The 15748-nt window shown below is 59.9% G+C and carries 13 protein-coding genes and 1 riboswitch; of the genes, 2 read left to right on the forward strand and 11 right to left on the reverse strand.

Annotated features, from left to right (window positions below):
* Positions 1-240 precede the first annotated feature (240 nt).
* From QZ326_RS01780 to glmM, 10 genes are all read right to left on the reverse strand, one after another.
* Positions 241-834, reverse strand: a complete 594-nt coding sequence (locus tag QZ326_RS01780; protein ID WP_295740602.1) for a hypothetical protein — start codon at positions 832-834, stop codon at positions 241-243.
* Positions 818-1180: an LPD28 domain-containing protein gene (locus QZ326_RS01785; RefSeq protein WP_295740604.1), complete on the reverse strand. Its 363-nt coding sequence runs from the start codon at positions 1178-1180 to the stop codon at positions 818-820. The genes QZ326_RS01780 and QZ326_RS01785 overlap by 17 nt, the downstream gene beginning before the upstream one ends.
* A 13-nt stretch (positions 1181-1193) precedes the next feature.
* Positions 1194-2018, reverse strand: a complete 825-nt coding sequence (locus tag QZ326_RS01790) for a DUF3560 domain-containing protein (protein WP_295740606.1) — start codon at positions 2016-2018, stop codon at positions 1194-1196.
* A 4-nt stretch (positions 2019-2022) separates the two neighbouring features.
* On the reverse strand, positions 2023-2973 hold the full coding sequence (locus QZ326_RS01795; RefSeq protein WP_295740608.1) for an ArdC family protein: 951 nt from the start codon (positions 2971-2973) through the stop codon (positions 2023-2025).
* A gap of 3 nt (positions 2974-2976) precedes the next feature.
* Complete coding sequence (locus tag QZ326_RS01800) at positions 2977-4203, reverse strand: DUF3846 domain-containing protein (protein WP_295740610.1); 1227 nt, start codon at positions 4201-4203, stop codon at positions 2977-2979.
* A gap of 13 nt (positions 4204-4216) precedes the next feature.
* Positions 4217-4885, reverse strand: coding sequence for an antirestriction protein ArdA (locus QZ326_RS01805; protein ID WP_295740612.1), 669 nt, complete (start codon positions 4883-4885; stop codon positions 4217-4219).
* Positions 4886-4889: 4 nt separating this feature from the next.
* Positions 4890-7064, reverse strand: coding sequence for a ParB N-terminal domain-containing protein (locus QZ326_RS01810; protein WP_295740614.1), 2175 nt, complete (start codon positions 7062-7064; stop codon positions 4890-4892).
* A gap of 147 nt (positions 7065-7211) precedes the next feature.
* The gene (locus tag QZ326_RS01815; protein WP_295740616.1) at positions 7212-8156 is read right to left on the reverse strand and encodes a DUF6017 domain-containing protein; all 945 of its coding nucleotides are present in this window, start codon (positions 8154-8156) and stop codon (positions 7212-7214) included.
* Positions 8157-8492: 336 nt separating this feature from the next.
* Positions 8493-9155: an ankyrin repeat domain-containing protein gene (locus tag QZ326_RS01820; RefSeq protein WP_295740618.1), complete on the reverse strand. Its 663-nt coding sequence runs from the start codon at positions 9153-9155 to the stop codon at positions 8493-8495.
* Positions 9156-9213: 58 nt separating this feature from the next.
* Positions 9214-10584 (reverse strand): phosphoglucosamine mutase, encoded by a 1371-nt coding sequence (gene glmM / locus QZ326_RS01825; protein ID WP_295740620.1) that lies wholly within the window; start codon positions 10582-10584, stop codon positions 9214-9216.
* Positions 10585-10878: 294 nt separating this feature from the next.
* A riboswitch (purine riboswitch) is annotated at positions 10879-10974 on the forward strand.
* A gap of 169 nt (positions 10975-11143) precedes the next feature.
* On the opposite strand from glmM, the gene QZ326_RS01830 reads away from it, so the two are divergent.
* Positions 11144-12499, forward strand: a complete 1356-nt coding sequence (locus QZ326_RS01830) for an 8-oxoguanine deaminase (RefSeq protein WP_295740622.1) — start codon at positions 11144-11146, stop codon at positions 12497-12499.
* A 60-nt stretch (positions 12500-12559) separates the two neighbouring features.
* Positions 12560-13933 carry a uracil-xanthine permease family protein gene (locus QZ326_RS01835; protein WP_295740624.1) on the forward strand — a complete coding sequence of 458 codons (1374 nt, stop codon included), beginning with the start codon at positions 12560-12562 and terminating at the stop codon, positions 13931-13933.
* Between the two features lie 77 nt (positions 13934-14010).
* Here QZ326_RS01835 and QZ326_RS01840 read toward each other — a convergent pair whose 3' ends face one another.
* Entirely contained in the window at positions 14011-15432 is a 1422-nt protein-coding gene (locus QZ326_RS01840; RefSeq protein ID WP_295740626.1) for an NCS2 family permease, read from the reverse strand.
* Positions 15433-15748 lie beyond the last annotated feature (316 nt).

Here is a 15748-nt window from a genome sequence, read left to right on the forward strand (position 1 = left end):
TGCCTTTGTCAAGGGCTTTTTTTCTTTCTTTTGGAATTTATTGGTTAACTTAATGGCATTGCCCACGGTGGGATTTATTTTGAGTGGGCGGCGTTGTTTTCCGCCGCCTCGTCTCGCGTCTCACCGTGAGACGCATTTTTCGTTGGGGTATAAGGGGCGTCAGCCCCTAACAAGGGTCATTTGTTTAACAAATGACATACTTGCCAGGACAGCGCCGCAAGCGGCGCTGTGCGGGGTGGGCTACCGGGTCTGCGGCTTCCGGGGACGGCGGGCCCGTTTCTTTTCGGCGAAAAAAGTACGCTCCGCCTGGAGGATGCAGGACAGTTTCGCCTCGTCCTCCGGCTTATAGCGCATCTGTTGAATTTTTCCGTGATAGTGGGTCAAAGCACGGACCTGCCTGCGGTATTCCTCAAAGGTCATGGTACAGGCTTCTCCGTCCTCAAAGGTCATTTCCACGGTCTCAACATGGAGTGCATCTCGCTTAACGCGCTGGACCTGTTCTCCGTAGTTCAAGGGCTGGAGCTTGCCCAGCACAAAAGCGCCGGGCCGCCCAGGAGCCACGATGACGCGGAACGCCCTGATATGCTCAATGTCATAGTCGTAATGCGTCCAGATACTATGCGCCCCGGTCTCCCGCAAGAAAACCTCCCGTTCCAGAACACAATGCGTTCCGCAGGGGCGGCTCATCCAGAGAAACGTCCGGTCCTCCTGGTACATTTCCAGCATAGCCGCTTGCAGGCGCTTTTCATCATAGGCAAAATCCGACTGATAGCTCCGGGTGTTTTCCTTCACGATGCTCTCCAGGAACGGGATAATATCAGCCTTCTTTTCCATACCGTTCCTTCTGCGTGGCGGGGTCGTAGTCCGGAGACAGATACTTTTCCTCAAACTCGGAGGGGGTGTAGTACCCGCTCCCGGTGTCCAGGATCAGCTCTCCCGGCCCGATCTCCCGCTGGCCCTCCATGGGGACGGGGACCGGGGTCAGGACGGTGCCCAGGAACTTGCCGCCCGGCCCCTCGGCCAGACAGTGGGGGCGCTGGCCGCTCCCGGTTTGCAGCTCGTAGCGGAACATGCCGGGGTAGACGGCCTCCGGGGGGATGGCCTTGCTGGTGAACAGAGCGGGGACGCCGAAAATCTCGATCTCCCTCATGCGCTCCGGGATGGTGTTGGGGTTCTCCATTTCGATTTCCTCCTTATCGCTGCGGGCCGGTTCTCGGCTTCCGCTTGGGCTGGATTTTGACGGGATCGGAGCCGTCGGAGGGACGGATAGCCGGGATACGGCTTGCGGCGTAGATGGCGTTGCTGGTCAACTGCCGCTGCCACGCGCCCACGCTCCGGGCCCACTTGAAGCTCCAACCTTTCAGCTCCTTGCGGACTTCTTCATCGGGGATGGCGTCAAAAAAAATTTGCAGTCGGTTCATATCCTCGTTGGCAACCACCTTGCCGCCGTCAAACTCCCAGCCCTGGTAGCCGACCTCCTTTGCCTCGGTAAGTCGCGCAATGCGTTTTTTGACAGCGTTGATATTCTGGTTGTTATTGGACAGAGCGTAGGCGGCGAAGGGCCGCTTGTCCCAGGGGTGGTACTGTATATCCGCTTCCAGCTTGTCTGCCAGCTCGTCGGAAAGGCCGTGAAAGCCCCGGCAAGTGCCGTTTTTCTTGTAGTAGGCGTTGATCTGCTTCATACGGGTCTGGGAGATTTGCAAATCTTCCAGCTTCTCCTTCAGCTTGGCGAGGGCCTCCGGGTCGTCGGAGGAAATGGCGGTGTTGTTCTCCGCCGCCTGTGCCTTGCGTTCGTAGTAGTCTGCCTTTTCCAAGGCGGCAATGGACTGGTCCATCTTCCTGCCGATCTTTTCCCGGTAGCGCCGGTCAGCAGGACCGTGGACGGGCTGTCCTGCGGGAATAGCGGAGGCCATATCGGTGGACTGCTTGAATAAGGAATGGCTTTCAGCGCGGGCCTTCTCTGCTTTTTCATGGAGGCGGTCGATCCGGGCCTGCTTGCGTTCCTCGTAATCGTTCAATCTATCACTTCCTTTTCCTGGATTTTCGAAGGTCGGTTTTCCGCCCGCGCTCCTGGGACGGCTCGTCCCTGGTCAGCTCCGGCGGAGGCGGCTGGATGGCGTTGATGATCTCCCCGGCGGTGGAGTGGATCACGTTCAAAGAGGCTTTCAGCTCTGCCAACTCCTTCCCGCGGCTCCACCCGGCCACATAACCCATGGAGTAGTCCGAAGTGTCGATGCCGAAGTGCTGGCAGACGACATAGGCCACGCTCTCCGCCTCCACCTCCTTTTCCTGCCTTGGCTTGGGGCTATCCGACAGAAAATCCGGGGGATGGAGCTTGGCGTGGGCGGTCTCATGGATCAGCGTCTTGATGGTCTGTACCTGGCTCATGCCGGAGCGGACCACCACCCGATTTTCCGCAAAGCTGGCGTAGCCCTTGGCTGTTCCGGGGACTGGTCCCAGCTCCACGGGAAGAGGGCACAGGGCGGCAAGGCGGGCGTATACATTCTCAAAGTCTGGAACCTCCCCGCTCAACTCGGAGACGAGGCTGGGCAGCTCCCGGCCCTCCGTCTGGCTCACGTCAAACACGGTGGCAACCCGGAAACGGGTGGCGTTCTCCCGCCGTTTCTCCGTCAACGGCTTACCGTCTGGCCCGTATAGCGTCCGTCCGGTATTCGGGTCCTTCTTCTCGTACTCCACGAGGTATGTGAAATGACAAGGGGCAAGAATCTGGATGCCCTTCTCGTGCCGTTTGACCTGCCGTCCGAATTTCTTCTTCCAGTCGTTGTACCCGGCTACACTGGTGGCGGTGGGGCATTGCAGCAGGATCAGAAGCGCGTTTCCGAAACTGTAATTGTGGAATTTGGACATGGCGGTGATGTACTCCGCGTAGCGCCCGCTGGCGTACAGCCTCTTGACGCCGTTTTCCAGCCGGTCCGTCAGCACCGTCAACCGTTCATCTGTTACCGGGGACATAGCTCACCGGGTCTTGGGCGGACGCTGGGGCGGCTCCTGGCCGGGCGGCTTGCGGGGCTCCGCTTTCAGCGTAACGGGCTCCTCTCCACGGAATCCCACCAGGATTTCCGCGTGATGGTACTTCTTTTTGTAAAAATCCATCTGCTCCGGGGTAAGGGAACAGAAGTCCTCCTCGCCCAGCCCGCAGACGAAGAACGGGCCGCAGATGCCGCCGTACCCGCCCTCTATGCTGCGGTTGAACTCCATGCGGCGGAGAAGGGCTTCATCATTGCTGACAAGGGCCGCTTTATCCTCAAAGGGATATATGGCGGTGATCCGACCGCCGACAATGGCCTGCATATCCTTGAGGCCGTCGATCTCTTTCTCGTAGGGGACCATTCCGGGTTCCACTACCAAAACGTTCAAATAATCAGCTCCTTTTTTGAAATTCAGTGTCTTTCCATAGCTATCAAACGGGGACAGTTCGCAGTCCTCAGCGGCAAACCGTTCCTCCAGAGCGGCTACCGTCCAATTTTTCTTGAATTGTCCCAGGGCGTTGTGCCCGAATTGAGTCAATGCCTTTTCGTCCAATTCCAGCAGCTTTGCCCAGAGCTGGGGATGATGGCGGCGCAGCTTCCGCAGTTCGTCAATGCGCTGCAAGGGACAGCACCAGCAGGAACAGCGGCGATATATTTCATACAGTCCGCTCCAGTCAAAGCCCCGGTCATAGCAGATTTGCAATGCCTGGGCCTCGGTGACGCCCCACTCTGCAAGTGGATATTGCTCTCCCTTGATCCGTTTCGGCTCGTCAGCGGCGATGCCAACGTAATGCAGGATTTGATACTCCTTTTTCAGCCGGGAAACTTCCTTGCCGATCAGGTGGGTTTTGAGCTGGCCGGTACACCACCGGACTTTCATTCCGGGCCAGCCGTTCCCATAGAGGGGAACGCCCAGCCTGTTCCGCAGTTCAATGCTGGACTGCTTCTCTTTGGGCTGGTCGAACATCAGCCATTCAAAGCCCTTTGGGTGCCGGAGGATCGTCAGCTTCAAGCCCCGCTTGCGGTACAGGTATTGCTCCACCTGATCCCAATGGCGGTACATCTCCGGGAACTCCATGCCAGTGTCGGCGGCCAGCACCATGTCAATGGGCATCCCGCGCTCGATCATCATCAGCAGCATGGCTGTGCTGTCTTTGCCCCCGGAGAAGGAAACGGCGTGAAAAGGCTTTTTCTCCCGCTTGTTTGTGGGCATGAAAAGAGCGCCCTCATGGGCGCTTGCGGGAGGGGCTGTCCCGCCCCCTGCCGGACCGGACGGGCCTCACCTTCGCTTGCAGGGGATAGCGGAACACCTTGTATTTCTCCGGAACGTGCAGGCCGTCGTAGACCGCCTGGAACGCCGTCCGGTTGTTGAAGATATAGCCAAGCTCCGAAAAGTCCCCGCCCTCGTTGATGCAGGTGTCCCCGCCGTAGGATTCGTAGTCGAAGTAGAGCTTGGCTTTCTCCGGCAAGCGGAACTCCTGGCGGTGGTCCACCAGCCAGCGCCCGTATTCTTCCTCCGTCCGCACGTCCGGGAGGAAGTCGTAACAGTCCAGATTGTATGTCAGGTTGATCAAATCCTGCATATTGTCCCCGTACTCTCCGTGGCTGAAAGCGGCGGTGAATTTCGCCGTTTCCTCCGGCGTCAGCTCTGCGATCCGGCTTGCGAGGTAGTTCAATTCGTCAATGGGGACAAACTCTCCCAGCTTTCCGGCGAGGCCCTTGACGCCGGTGGAGTATTCCAGGATGATGACTTCCTCGTACCGCAGGCCGTCCACGCCGATCTCCCGCAGAACGGACTGTACCTGTTCCGTGGTGGCGGGGAAGGACAGCCACGCGGCGGCGAGGACCCCGGCGTTGTATTTGCCCAGGTTGGCGATATTGGCGGAAAACTCCATGCCGTTATCGGTTCGGACCGCTCTTTTTGAAAATGCTGTCCTTCTGCTGGGCCTTCAACTGCCGCTGGCGGCGTTCCTCCAGGGCGTCATAGACGCTTTCCTCGATCTCACGGGGCGTCATGGATACATCGGGAAAATACTTCCGTAGGCGGTCCCCAGCCAGGATGACCTTGGTGTATTCGGGCCGTTCTTGCTCACCCTTGAAAGGCGTCTTTTCCTCCGGGGGAACATTGGCGGCGGGACCGGGAGGCGGAGCCGGATTCTCCGGTGCGGAGGGTCCGGCGGGGGCGGCGGGTTCGGGGGTGCTGGGAGGTGTGCCCGCTGTCTGTCCCGGCTTTACGTCAGGGGAGGGCGGAATGGGCGGCGGAGCGGAAGGACCGCTGGGCGGGGCAGGCGGCTGCGGCGCGGGCGGCTGGGGTGCCGGGGGCGGCGCGGTGTGCTTGGGAGCAAGGTCCTTGTCCTCCAGAATCTCCCGCATGGTCTGTTCGTCCAACTTCCCGGCCTTGTCTACCTTCTTCATCCGCTCCACCCGCTCGGTGGTGATCTTGTACCCCAGGTCGGACAGGTGGAGGACTTCATCCTGATTGTCCGGTTTCAAAAACGAAATGGCGGACGCGATAGACAGGGGCAGGGAGTTGTCGTCCACCCGGTCGCACACGTCCTTGGTGGCCTCGGACAGACGGATGATCCGGTTGAGCTTGCTCACCTTCATGCCCATCTCCTGGGCCAGCTTTTCATCGCTGTCCAGCTCCTCCGCCTTGAATGTCCCCTTCTTCTTCCGGCCCGCCTTCTGCTTCATGCCCTCCATTTTCATCCGCAGGGAGCGGGAGAGATCGTACATGGAGATATGGGGCCGGTGGAGGTTGCCGTCCGCCACCAGAATTTTCGCGTCGGCGTCAGAGATTTTCTGGATGATGGTGGGGACGGGATAGTTCAACTCCGTGGCGATCAGGTGGCGGCGCTGGCCGGAGAGGATTTCCAGGGTGCCCTCGTCCCCGATCCGGGCGAGGACGGGGTCCTTCACGCCGTTCAGCTCAATGGACTTTTTCAGCTCCAGGTAATCCTCGCTCCTGGTGTCCACGGAAATGGTGTTGTACTTGGACTTCTCCAGATAGGCGGGATGCAGGAGGATGAAGAAGGCTTCGCTCTCCTCGGGGCTGGGGACATCCCGCTTGGCCTTCTCGTCCGGAGGCGTCAGGCGCTCATCAAGCACCTGGGAAATGGCGGTCCCGGCGGGACCCTTGGCGGCGGGGCCGGTTACGGGGGCCTCCTTGGGCTTCTCACCAGGGACAGGGGCGGCGGGCTTGTCCTCCTTTTTGGGGGCCGGAACCTCCTTCTTCTCGCCTGTGGGCGGTTCGGGACCCTTGGGGCCCTCGGGGGGCTTGGCCTCCTTGGGCCTTTCGCCAGGGGCGGGGGCGGCGGGCTTGTCCTCCTTCTTGGGGGCCGGAGCCTCCTTCTTCTCACCCGTGGGCGGCTCGGGGGCCTTAGGAGCCTCGGGCGGTTTGGCCTCCTTGGGCTTCTCACCAGTGACGGAAGCGGCGGGTTTGCCCTCCACCTTGGGGGCCGGAGCCTCCTTCTTCTCACCCGTGGGCGGTTCGGGACCCTTGGGGGCCTCGGGGGGCTTGGCCTCCTTGGGTTTGTCGCCAGGGGCAGGGGCGGCGGGCTCGCCCTCAACCTTGGGGGCCGGGGCCTCCTTCTTCTCGCCCTGGGCGGGCTCGGGACTCTTGGCACCCTCGGAGGGCTTGGCCTCCTTGGACTGTTCCCCGGTGGTCGGATTTCCAGGTCCCTTGATGTCGGCTTTTTCCTCCTTTTTATCCTTGCTCCCAGGCTCCACCAGCTTACCGGGGACAGGCGGGGTGGGCTTCCCGTTCGCCAGCCCGTGATACCGGATGGCCTCCTGCAAGTTCATTTCGTAGACCAAGGCGGGAATCTCCTGCTTCTTCATAAGCTCACAGGCCCGCTTGCGCCGGTAGCCGGTCACAAGCTGGTACTCGCCGTCCTCCCGGAGCCGAAGAATCACAGGCTCCTTTACGCCGCCGGACTGGATGCTGGTGACAAGGCCGCCGTAGCTTTTGTCCGGCTGCCTGACAAGGGGGATGCCGGGCAGGTCGTGGATCTTCGCCAGGGGGATGCTCTGGGGCTTGGGGGTCGTGGGGTCTCTGCTGTTTTCGTTTGCCATAAATACCTCCGTTTTGAAATATATTTGCTAAAAATCGCGTCTCACCGTGAGATTTGATTCTTAACAGAAAGTTGAAGATTCCGGCTGATTTGCGTCTCACCGTGGGATTTGTTTCTTCCGGAATTGTGTATCACGGTGGGATTTATTTCAGCGGAAGTCATGCCGCACAGCGGCGGAATAGTAAGGGCCTATCGTCACCGGCGCGTTGTAGAGCGCCGTCAACAGATAGGCCCGGATATTATTGATTTTTGTGGTGGTCTGGTTCAGCGCGTCGATTACATACTGGATATGCTCACTGTCAAGCTGGAGAAAACGGTCCCTGACCGCCTCCGTGGGAATATCGCCGCCGCTGATCCGTATGGTAGGGGCAGTGCTGCATACCACGTCCAGCATCAGCTCCAGCAGGTCGTCTATGTCATCGCAGGGATGCTCCCTTCGCAAACGCTCGTAATCAATATTCGCTTTCAGTTCTTTTCTCCGCTCGTATCGATCTATCTCCAAACCCGCCGCCGGGGGCTTTTGGGGGGAGATGGATGGATCAGGCTGGATAAGCTCCGTCTGGATTCTCTTAGTATAATTAGGGTCGGTTTTTTCGACTTCTGGAAGTCGATTTTTTCGACCTCTTGAAGTCGGAATTTCCGACTTCTGCATGTTGGAAAAATCGACCTGTGAAATGGGCGCGAAAGGCTCTGGGGAAGACGGGGCCGGTTTGGGCGGAACGGTCCGTGTAGTGAACCGCTTGACGTAGATTTTTGTGGGCTTCCCCTGGCCCTGCTTGATCCGCTCGATCAAGCCGATGCCCTTCTTTGTGTCCAGTTCGGCCAGCAACTTCATGGCCTTGTCCCGCCCGCAGGTCATGTCCCCGCAGATTTCGTCCACGGAGTAGTAGATGTAGACCCGCCCGGTATCGTCGTACCAGCCGTTCCTGGCGGACAGACTCATGCGGTCCAGCAGCATCCCGTACAGCAGCTTGGCGTCTGTGGAGACGTGCTTGAATTTGGGGTTTGTGATCAACTGGCGGGGAATTTTGAAAAAGACAAATTCCTCCGATTCGTCGCCGTAGAAATAATCCGACAAGATGACTTCCGGCATGGTCAGGGCCTCCTTTTGGGCAAAAGAAAAAGCACGATCTTTCAATCGTGCTTTCTCTCGGGTGTTAATTTGTGTCACATTGGCTTCATTTTGCGGTGACTGCCTGATATTTTTGGGTCTTGCGCGTCATTCTTTATCAGGCACACCCATACCGGTGTGTCTCTTTTTGGGGAGCTATCCGATTTTGCCCATGGGCAAAATCGGCCGCCTGCGGGCGGGTTGATTGAAATCGTGCGGAAAAAACCGCAGAGGTTTTTCCCGCACATACCATTTTTGTTGCGAAATTCTTTACTGCGGGCTTCTTTTGGCAGACTTGCTTCGTTCCCAATGATCTGTTTAGTTCAAGATCAAGAACTGCGCGATGGGTTCGTTTTTGTAGAGGCCGCGTACTGTTATGGAATCTCCGGGCTTTGTATAGTCTAAATCCATTCCGCGGTCACGGAGCAAGGTGAAAATTCGCGTCAGGTCCTCTTTTAATTCGGGGGTCAGGATGCGGTCTGTTTCCACTGTGCGGGTGGTGTGATTGTATGCGGGCAGGACCTGCCTTGCCTGAAGGCAGACCCGCCATACACAGGAATTTCCATAGGAGTCCACCCCGTGGATGTCCGCGCCCTGGTCCAGCATTCGTTTTAAGATGAGATAGGCCCGGTCCGCCTCCTCCCGGGTGTGGAAGACCTGGATCCCGCCATACATGGTTTGAGAGTTTACGTTCCACCGGCTGTTCATGACGGCGGCGTTGACGGCGTCGTGAAGGACGGGGGCCCGCCAGCCGCTGGCGCAGTCCTCCGCCTCCATGAAATTCACATCCGACCCCAGGTCCAGCAGATATTCCGCAATCTCCAGGTGATTTGTCTTCAGCGCCACCTGCAGGGGGGACTGCCCGTCGTCCTTTTTGGGCGGCTGCTTTGCGGTGCAGGCAATCAGATCCGGTTTTTTCTCCAGCAGCTCCCGGACCCCGGCGGCGTCGCCCTGCCGGATTGCCTGAAACAGTTTTTTCATATCCGTTGTCTCCTCAAAACGGGTTCGGCGGTGCGTTCAGATTGTGACCCTGAGGGGATCAGCCCTCCGCCCCATGGCCCTGGGCCCGGATGACCTTCACCACCCGCTCCGCCAGCTCCTGGCACCGGTCATGGGTCTCGGCCTCCACCATCACCCGCACCAGGGGCTCCGTGCCGGACTCCCGCACCAGGATGCGGCCCGTATCGCCCAGATCCTCCGCCGCGGCCTGAACCGCGGCCTTCACTGCCGGGTCCTCCTGGGCGGCGGTTTTGTCCTTCACCCGGATATTGATGAGCACCTGGGGATAGATGGTCACCGGCTCCGCCAGGCGGCTCAGGGACAGTTTCTTGGCCAGCATGACCTCCATCAGCTTTAAAGAGGTGAGGATGCCGTCGCCGGTGCGGGCGTATTTGGAGAAGATGATGTGCCCGGACTGTTCGCCGCCGATGCGGTTGCCGTTCTGGACCATATGCTCGTAGACGTACTTGTCGCCCACGGCGGTCTTGGCATAGCTGATGCCCGCATCCTCCAGGGCCTTGTACAGCCCGAAGTTGCTCATGACCGTAGTCACCACCGTGTTGGTTACCAGCTTCCCCCGCTCCTTCATGTAGCGGGCGTAAATATACATGATCTTGTCTCCGTCCACCAGGGCGCCGGTTTCGTCCACGGCGAGGCACCGGTCTGCGTCACCGTCGTAGGCGAAGCCCGCGTCCATGCCGTGCTCTGTCACATACCTCTGCAGCCCCTCAATGTGGGTGGACCCGGCGTCCAGGTTGATGTTCAACCCGTCGGGGTGGTCGTTGAGGACGTATACGTCCGCGCCCAGGGCCCGGAATACGCTGGGGGCGATGGCCCAGGCGCTGCCGTTGGCGCAGTCAAGGGCAATTTTCTTGCCCTTGAAGGAGTACACCGCCAGGGAGATCAGATACCCGATGTACCGGTTCCGTCCGGCGCTGTGGTCGATCACCGCGCCGATGCCGTCCTCCGCTGCCTGGGGCAGTTCCTTTAAGTGCTGGCCGTCCGCCTCCAGGCAGCCGTCCAAGTATGCCTCCGCCAGGACCAGGACCGCTTCGTCCATCTTCTCCCCGTCCCGGTTCAGCAGCTTGATGCCGTTGTCGTAATAGGGGTTATGGCTGGCGGAGATCATCACGCCGCAGTCGAACCCCTCCGTCCGGGCCACATAGGAGACGGAGGGCGTGGTGGTGACGTGGAGCAGATACGCGTCCGCCCCGGAGGCGGTGAGGCCAGCGCTGAGGGCGTACTCCAGCATGTAGCTGGAGCGGCGGGTGTCCTTGCCCACCACCACCCGGGCCTGGCGCTCCCGGCCGTAGTACCAGCCCAAAAAGCGCCCGATCTCATAGGCGTGATAGGCGGTGAGCCCCTCTCCCGCCTTGCCGCGGAAACCGTCTGTCCCAAAGTACTTACCCATGGAAATTCTCCTTTATATCAGTTGTTGTTATCATGATATTATGCCGCTGTGCCCGCTGTTATGGAAATGGCGGCCTTTTTCCGGCTTTGAGACCAGTTTACCACAAAAATGGGGACGTGGGAAGGGAAAACGGCAAAAAGCAGTCCTTTATAGTGACATTTTGCCACAGTCCAGCGGCTGCCAAGATTTTTGTGGATGAAAATTGTGGATTTTTTACAATTTTACGATCTGAAATATGCTGTTTTGTGGAATTTTGACGCGGAAGCTTGACAAGGTCAACCTTTTTGCGTATGCTATATAGCGTACATACTGGCTTGTATAAGTTCATGATTGGATGAGCGTTTCTACCAACTGCCGTAACAGTTGACTACAAGTTTTTGGGCTTGGCCCTGAAACTTGTGGTCTTTTTGTTTCGGCGGTTTTGTTTTCCACCCTGCCGGCGAAGGAAGACTGCGGCTCTCCAATATCAGCGGACACCCTGTGCGCACGGGGCGGCTGCTCATGCACCTGTACCGCCCGTATGATCTCACGCGGAAACCGCGTCATTGGGAGGTAACGCATGAGCAGCCTTTTGATTCAAAACGCCTGGGCCGTCGTCACCTGCGACGATAGGGACAGTCTGCTGGAAAATGCCAACATCCTGATCCGGGACGGCGTCATCGCCTACATGGGCCCCGAGCCCCAGACGGCGGACGAGGTGCTGGACGCCGGCCGGTGCATCGTCTACCCCGGTCTGATCAACACTCACCACCACCTCTATCAGACCTTCAGCCGCAATCTGCCCCAGGTGCAGAACCTGGAGCTCTTCGACTGGCTGACCGCCCTCTACGAGATCTGGAAGAACCTGGACGGCGAGGCCATCTACCACAGCTCTGTCGTGGGCATGGGGGAGCTGCTGAAAACCGGCTGCACCACCGTATTCGACCACCACTACGTCTTCCCCGGCGGGAATTCCGGCGCCCTGCTGGACAGCCAGTTCGCCGCCGCGAGGGACCTGGGCGTCCGGATGTACGCCTCCCGGGGGAGCATGGATCTGAGCCGTAAGGACGGCGGCCTGCCGCCGGACAGCGTGGTCCAGACGGTGGACGAGATCCTGCGGGACTGCCAGCGGGCGGTGGAGAAGTACCACGACCCCTCTTTTAACTCCATGGGAATGGTGGCCCTGGCCCCCTGCTCCCCGTTCAGCGTCTCGGCGGAGCTGCTGCGGCAGTCCGCCCTGCTGGCCCGGAGTCTGGGCGTGCGGCTCCACACCCATCTCTGCGAGACAAAGGATGAGGAGAACTATGTCCTGGAGAAGTACGGCAAACGCCCCCTGGCCTATATGGAGGACCTGGGCTGGGTGGGCCCGGACGTCTGGTACGCCCACGGAATCCACTTCAACGATGAGGAGTTGAAGCTGCTGGCGGACACCGGCACCGGCGTGGCCCACTGCCCCATCTCCAACATGAAACTTTCCTCCGGTGTGTGCCGCATCCCGGAGATGCTGTCCCTGGGAGTGCCCGTGGGCCTGGCGGTGGACGGCAGCGCCAGCAACGACGGCTCCAATCTCCTGGAGGAGCTGCGGGCGGCCTACCTGCTCCACCGGCTCCGCTCCAGCGAAAAGGCCCCCAGCGGGTACGACCTGCTGAAAATCGCCACCCGGGGCAGCGCCCGTGTGCTGGGACGGGAGGATATCGGCTGTCTGGAACCCGGCAAGGCCGGCGACCTGTTCTTAATCCGCCGGGACCGGCTGGAGCTGGTGGGGGCGGACCTGGACGTGAGATCCATGCTGGGCACCGTGGGATTCAAGGGGCCGGTGGACTATACCGTGGTCAACGGCAAAGTCGTGGTGAGAGAAGGACGTCTCACCGGCATCGACGAGGAACAGGCGGTCCGGGAGGCCCAGACCTGCTGCCAAGCGTATTTGAACCGCTGAGTGTATTTTAAAAATCACTCCGCGGGGCAGTCTCCCGCGGAGCTACGGGAGGAAAACAGCATGTACGCTGATCGAAAAAATACCCGTGAACAGGACCAGAAGATGGTCTATGAGCTGGATGGCCGTCCCAGCCTCTCCACGGCGGTCCCGCTGGGCCTCCAGCACGTCCTGGCCATGTTCACGTCGAACCTGGCCCCCATCCTCATCATCGCCGGGGTCTGCGGACTCTCCGGCGCGGACACGGTGACCATGGTTCAGTGCGCCATGTTCGTCTCCGGCCTCACCACCTTCATTCAGCTCTATCCCCTGCGGCTGGGAAGCCGCTATCAGGTGGGGGCCCGGCTTCCCATCGTCATGGGAACCTCCTTCACCTTTGTGCCTACCGCCTCCGCCGTGGGCGCGGCGGGCGGCATAGGGGCTGTGCTGGGCGGATGCCTGGCGGGGAGTTTGGTGGAGGTCTTCATGGGCTTCTTTTACAAGTACATCCGCCGCTTCTTCCCGCCGCTGGTGGTGGGCTGTACCCTGGTGACCATCGGTGTGAACCTGCTGGGCATCGGCGTAGACTACTTTGCCGGAGGCGCGGGAGCGGCGGACTACGGGTCCCTGAAAAATCTGGCTGTGGCCTCCTTTGTGCTGGTCATCGTCATTCTCCTCCAGCGCTTTGGGAAGGGGCTGGCGAAAAACGCCGCCATCCTGATTGGCTTGGTGGCGGGCTACGTTGCGGCCGCGTTCCTGGGCATGGTGGACGCCGCTCCCATTGCGGAGGCCGCTTGGTTCGGCCTGCCCCTGCCCATGCAGTTCAAGATGACCTTCCAGCTCGCCGCCATTATGAGCTTCGCGGCTTTGTTTGTCACCTCCGGCCTGGAGACCATAGGCAACACCTCCGGTATCACCATGGCAGGCTTTGACCGGGAGGCCACGGAGCGGGAAACCTCCGGCGCCATCCTGGCGGACGCCCTGGGCTCCACCACCGCCGCCATCTTCAACGCCCTGCCCAACACGGCCTTCGGCCAGAACGCGGGCATCGTGGCCATGACGCGGGTGGTGAACCGCTGGTGCATTGCCACCGGGGCCTTCATCCTGATGGTCTCCGGCTTCTTCCCCAAGCTGGGAGCCATTTTCTCCGCCATCCCCAACGCCGTCCTGGGCGGCGCCATTATCACCGTCTTCGGCATGATTTTGATCAACGGCATCAAGATGATCGCCAAGGCGGGTTTCAGTGAGCGGAATATCCTGGTGATGGGACTGACCTTCGTCTTCGGCATCGGTGTCCCCGCCCACCCGGAGGCCGTGGCTCAGCTCCCCGGCTTCATTCGCTTTATCTTCAACGACGCCGTCACCGCCACCTGCATTGTGGCCATTATCGCCAATATCCTGTTTCCCATGCGGGATCAGGGGGACATTGAAAAAGCGAAAGAGGCCATGATGGGCTGATCGGGCAAGGCAAAATAAGGAGGGCCTCCGCGGTGCGGAGGCCCTCCTTTACGATTCCGGGAAGATCTGGTTTTCTGTCAGACGATCAGGAAGAACTTCACCAGGAACAGGGCGGAGATGACATAGGTGAGGGCGGACACGTCCTTGGCCCTGCCGCTGAACACCTTGATGATGGTGAAGGAGATGAGCCCCAGGCCGATGGCGTGGCCGATGGAGCCGGAGACGGGCATGCCGATGAGCATCAGTGCCACAGGAACCATCTGATCCAGGTCGTCGAAGTCCACGTTCTTGAGGCCCATGAGCATCAGCACGCCCACGTAGATCAGCGCGGCGGAGGTGGCGGCGGCGGGAATGACGGCGGCGATGGGGGCAATGAAGATGCAGGCCAGGAACAGCACGCCGGTGGTGAGGGCGGTGAGGCCCGTACGGCCGCCGGCCTCCACGCCGGAGGCGGACTCCACGAAGGTGGTGACGGTGGAGGTGCCGGTGCAGGCGCCGGCCACGGTGCCGATGGCGTCGGCCAGCAGGGCCTCCTTCATGTTGGGCATAGTGCCGTCCTTGTCCACCATGCCGGCCCGGGAGGCGGTGCCCACCAGGGTGCCGATGGTGTCGAACATGTCGATCATGCAGAAGGTGATGACCAGGGTGATGACGGTGAACCAGCCAATCTGGACGAAGCCCTGGAAGTTGAACTTAAACAGGGTGGTGGAGGCCATGTCGCCGAAGGGAGGCAGCCAGCTGGCGGTGGACAGGGCCCCGAAGGGGTTGGTGGACAGGAAGACGAAGGAGCCGATCCAGTAGATGACGGAGGCGGCCAGCATGCCGATGAGCACCGCGCCCTTCACGCCCTTCTTGGCCAGCAGCGCGATGACGAACAGGCCGATGAACATGGTGGCCACATAGAGCACCATCTGGGGGTAGCCTCCGCCCATGGTGGACTGGGCGGAGGAGGGGGTGAGGGCGCCGAAGAAGTCCCGCATGACGAAGAAGGGGCCGCCGGTTTCGGAGTAGACGCCCGCGTTGGAGCCAAGGCCGATGTTCATCAGCATCAGGCCGATGGCGGGGGCGATGCCCAGGCGCACCCCCAGGGGGATGGCCTCCACGATTTTCTCGCGGATGTTGAGCACGGACAGCACGATGAATACAAGGCCCTCAATGAGGATGATGACCAGGGCGGCCTGGAAGCTCTCCACATAGCTCATGCCGGTGAGGCCGGCGATGTTGGCGGCCACCACGGCAAAGAAGCTGTTGAGGCCCATGCCGGGGGCCAGGGCAAAGGGCTTGTTGGCCAGGAAGGCCATGCAGAACATGGCGATGGCGGAGGCAATGCAGGTGGCCAGGAACACGCCGTTCCACAGGGAGGACCCTACGTCAAAGTTGGTCAGCAGGTTGGGGTTCAGCGCGATGATGTACGCCATGGTCATAAAGGTCGTCAATCCGGCCAGTATTTCTGTGCGTACGGTGGTGCCGTTTTCTCTCAGCTTGAAAAAGTTTTCCATAACGCTCCCTCTCTTTCGTTTTTCACGGTGCTGGTTGGTGTAACTACACAAGTTTTCCTGGAATCATCATACCACACATTGGAAAATAATACAAGAACTTTCTGCGGCGCTGGAGATTTTGTCCTTTATATGGTTTGCCCCACAATCTGAGCGGCACCGGATACACAAATCGCAGCTTAAAGCCGGGAGCCGGCCGTGATATAATTCAGGGAGGCAAATTGGAGTTTGAAGCGGAGAACTGTAAAGGGAATCTGCTTTACTATGGATTTTTTAAGCATCTTCAGCGGCGGAAGACAGGTGTTCATCCGCACCAGAT

The sequence above is a fragment of the uncultured Oscillibacter sp. genome (genome assembly GCF_910587525.1).
Lineage (GTDB): Bacteria > Bacillota > Clostridia > Oscillospirales > Oscillospiraceae > Oscillibacter.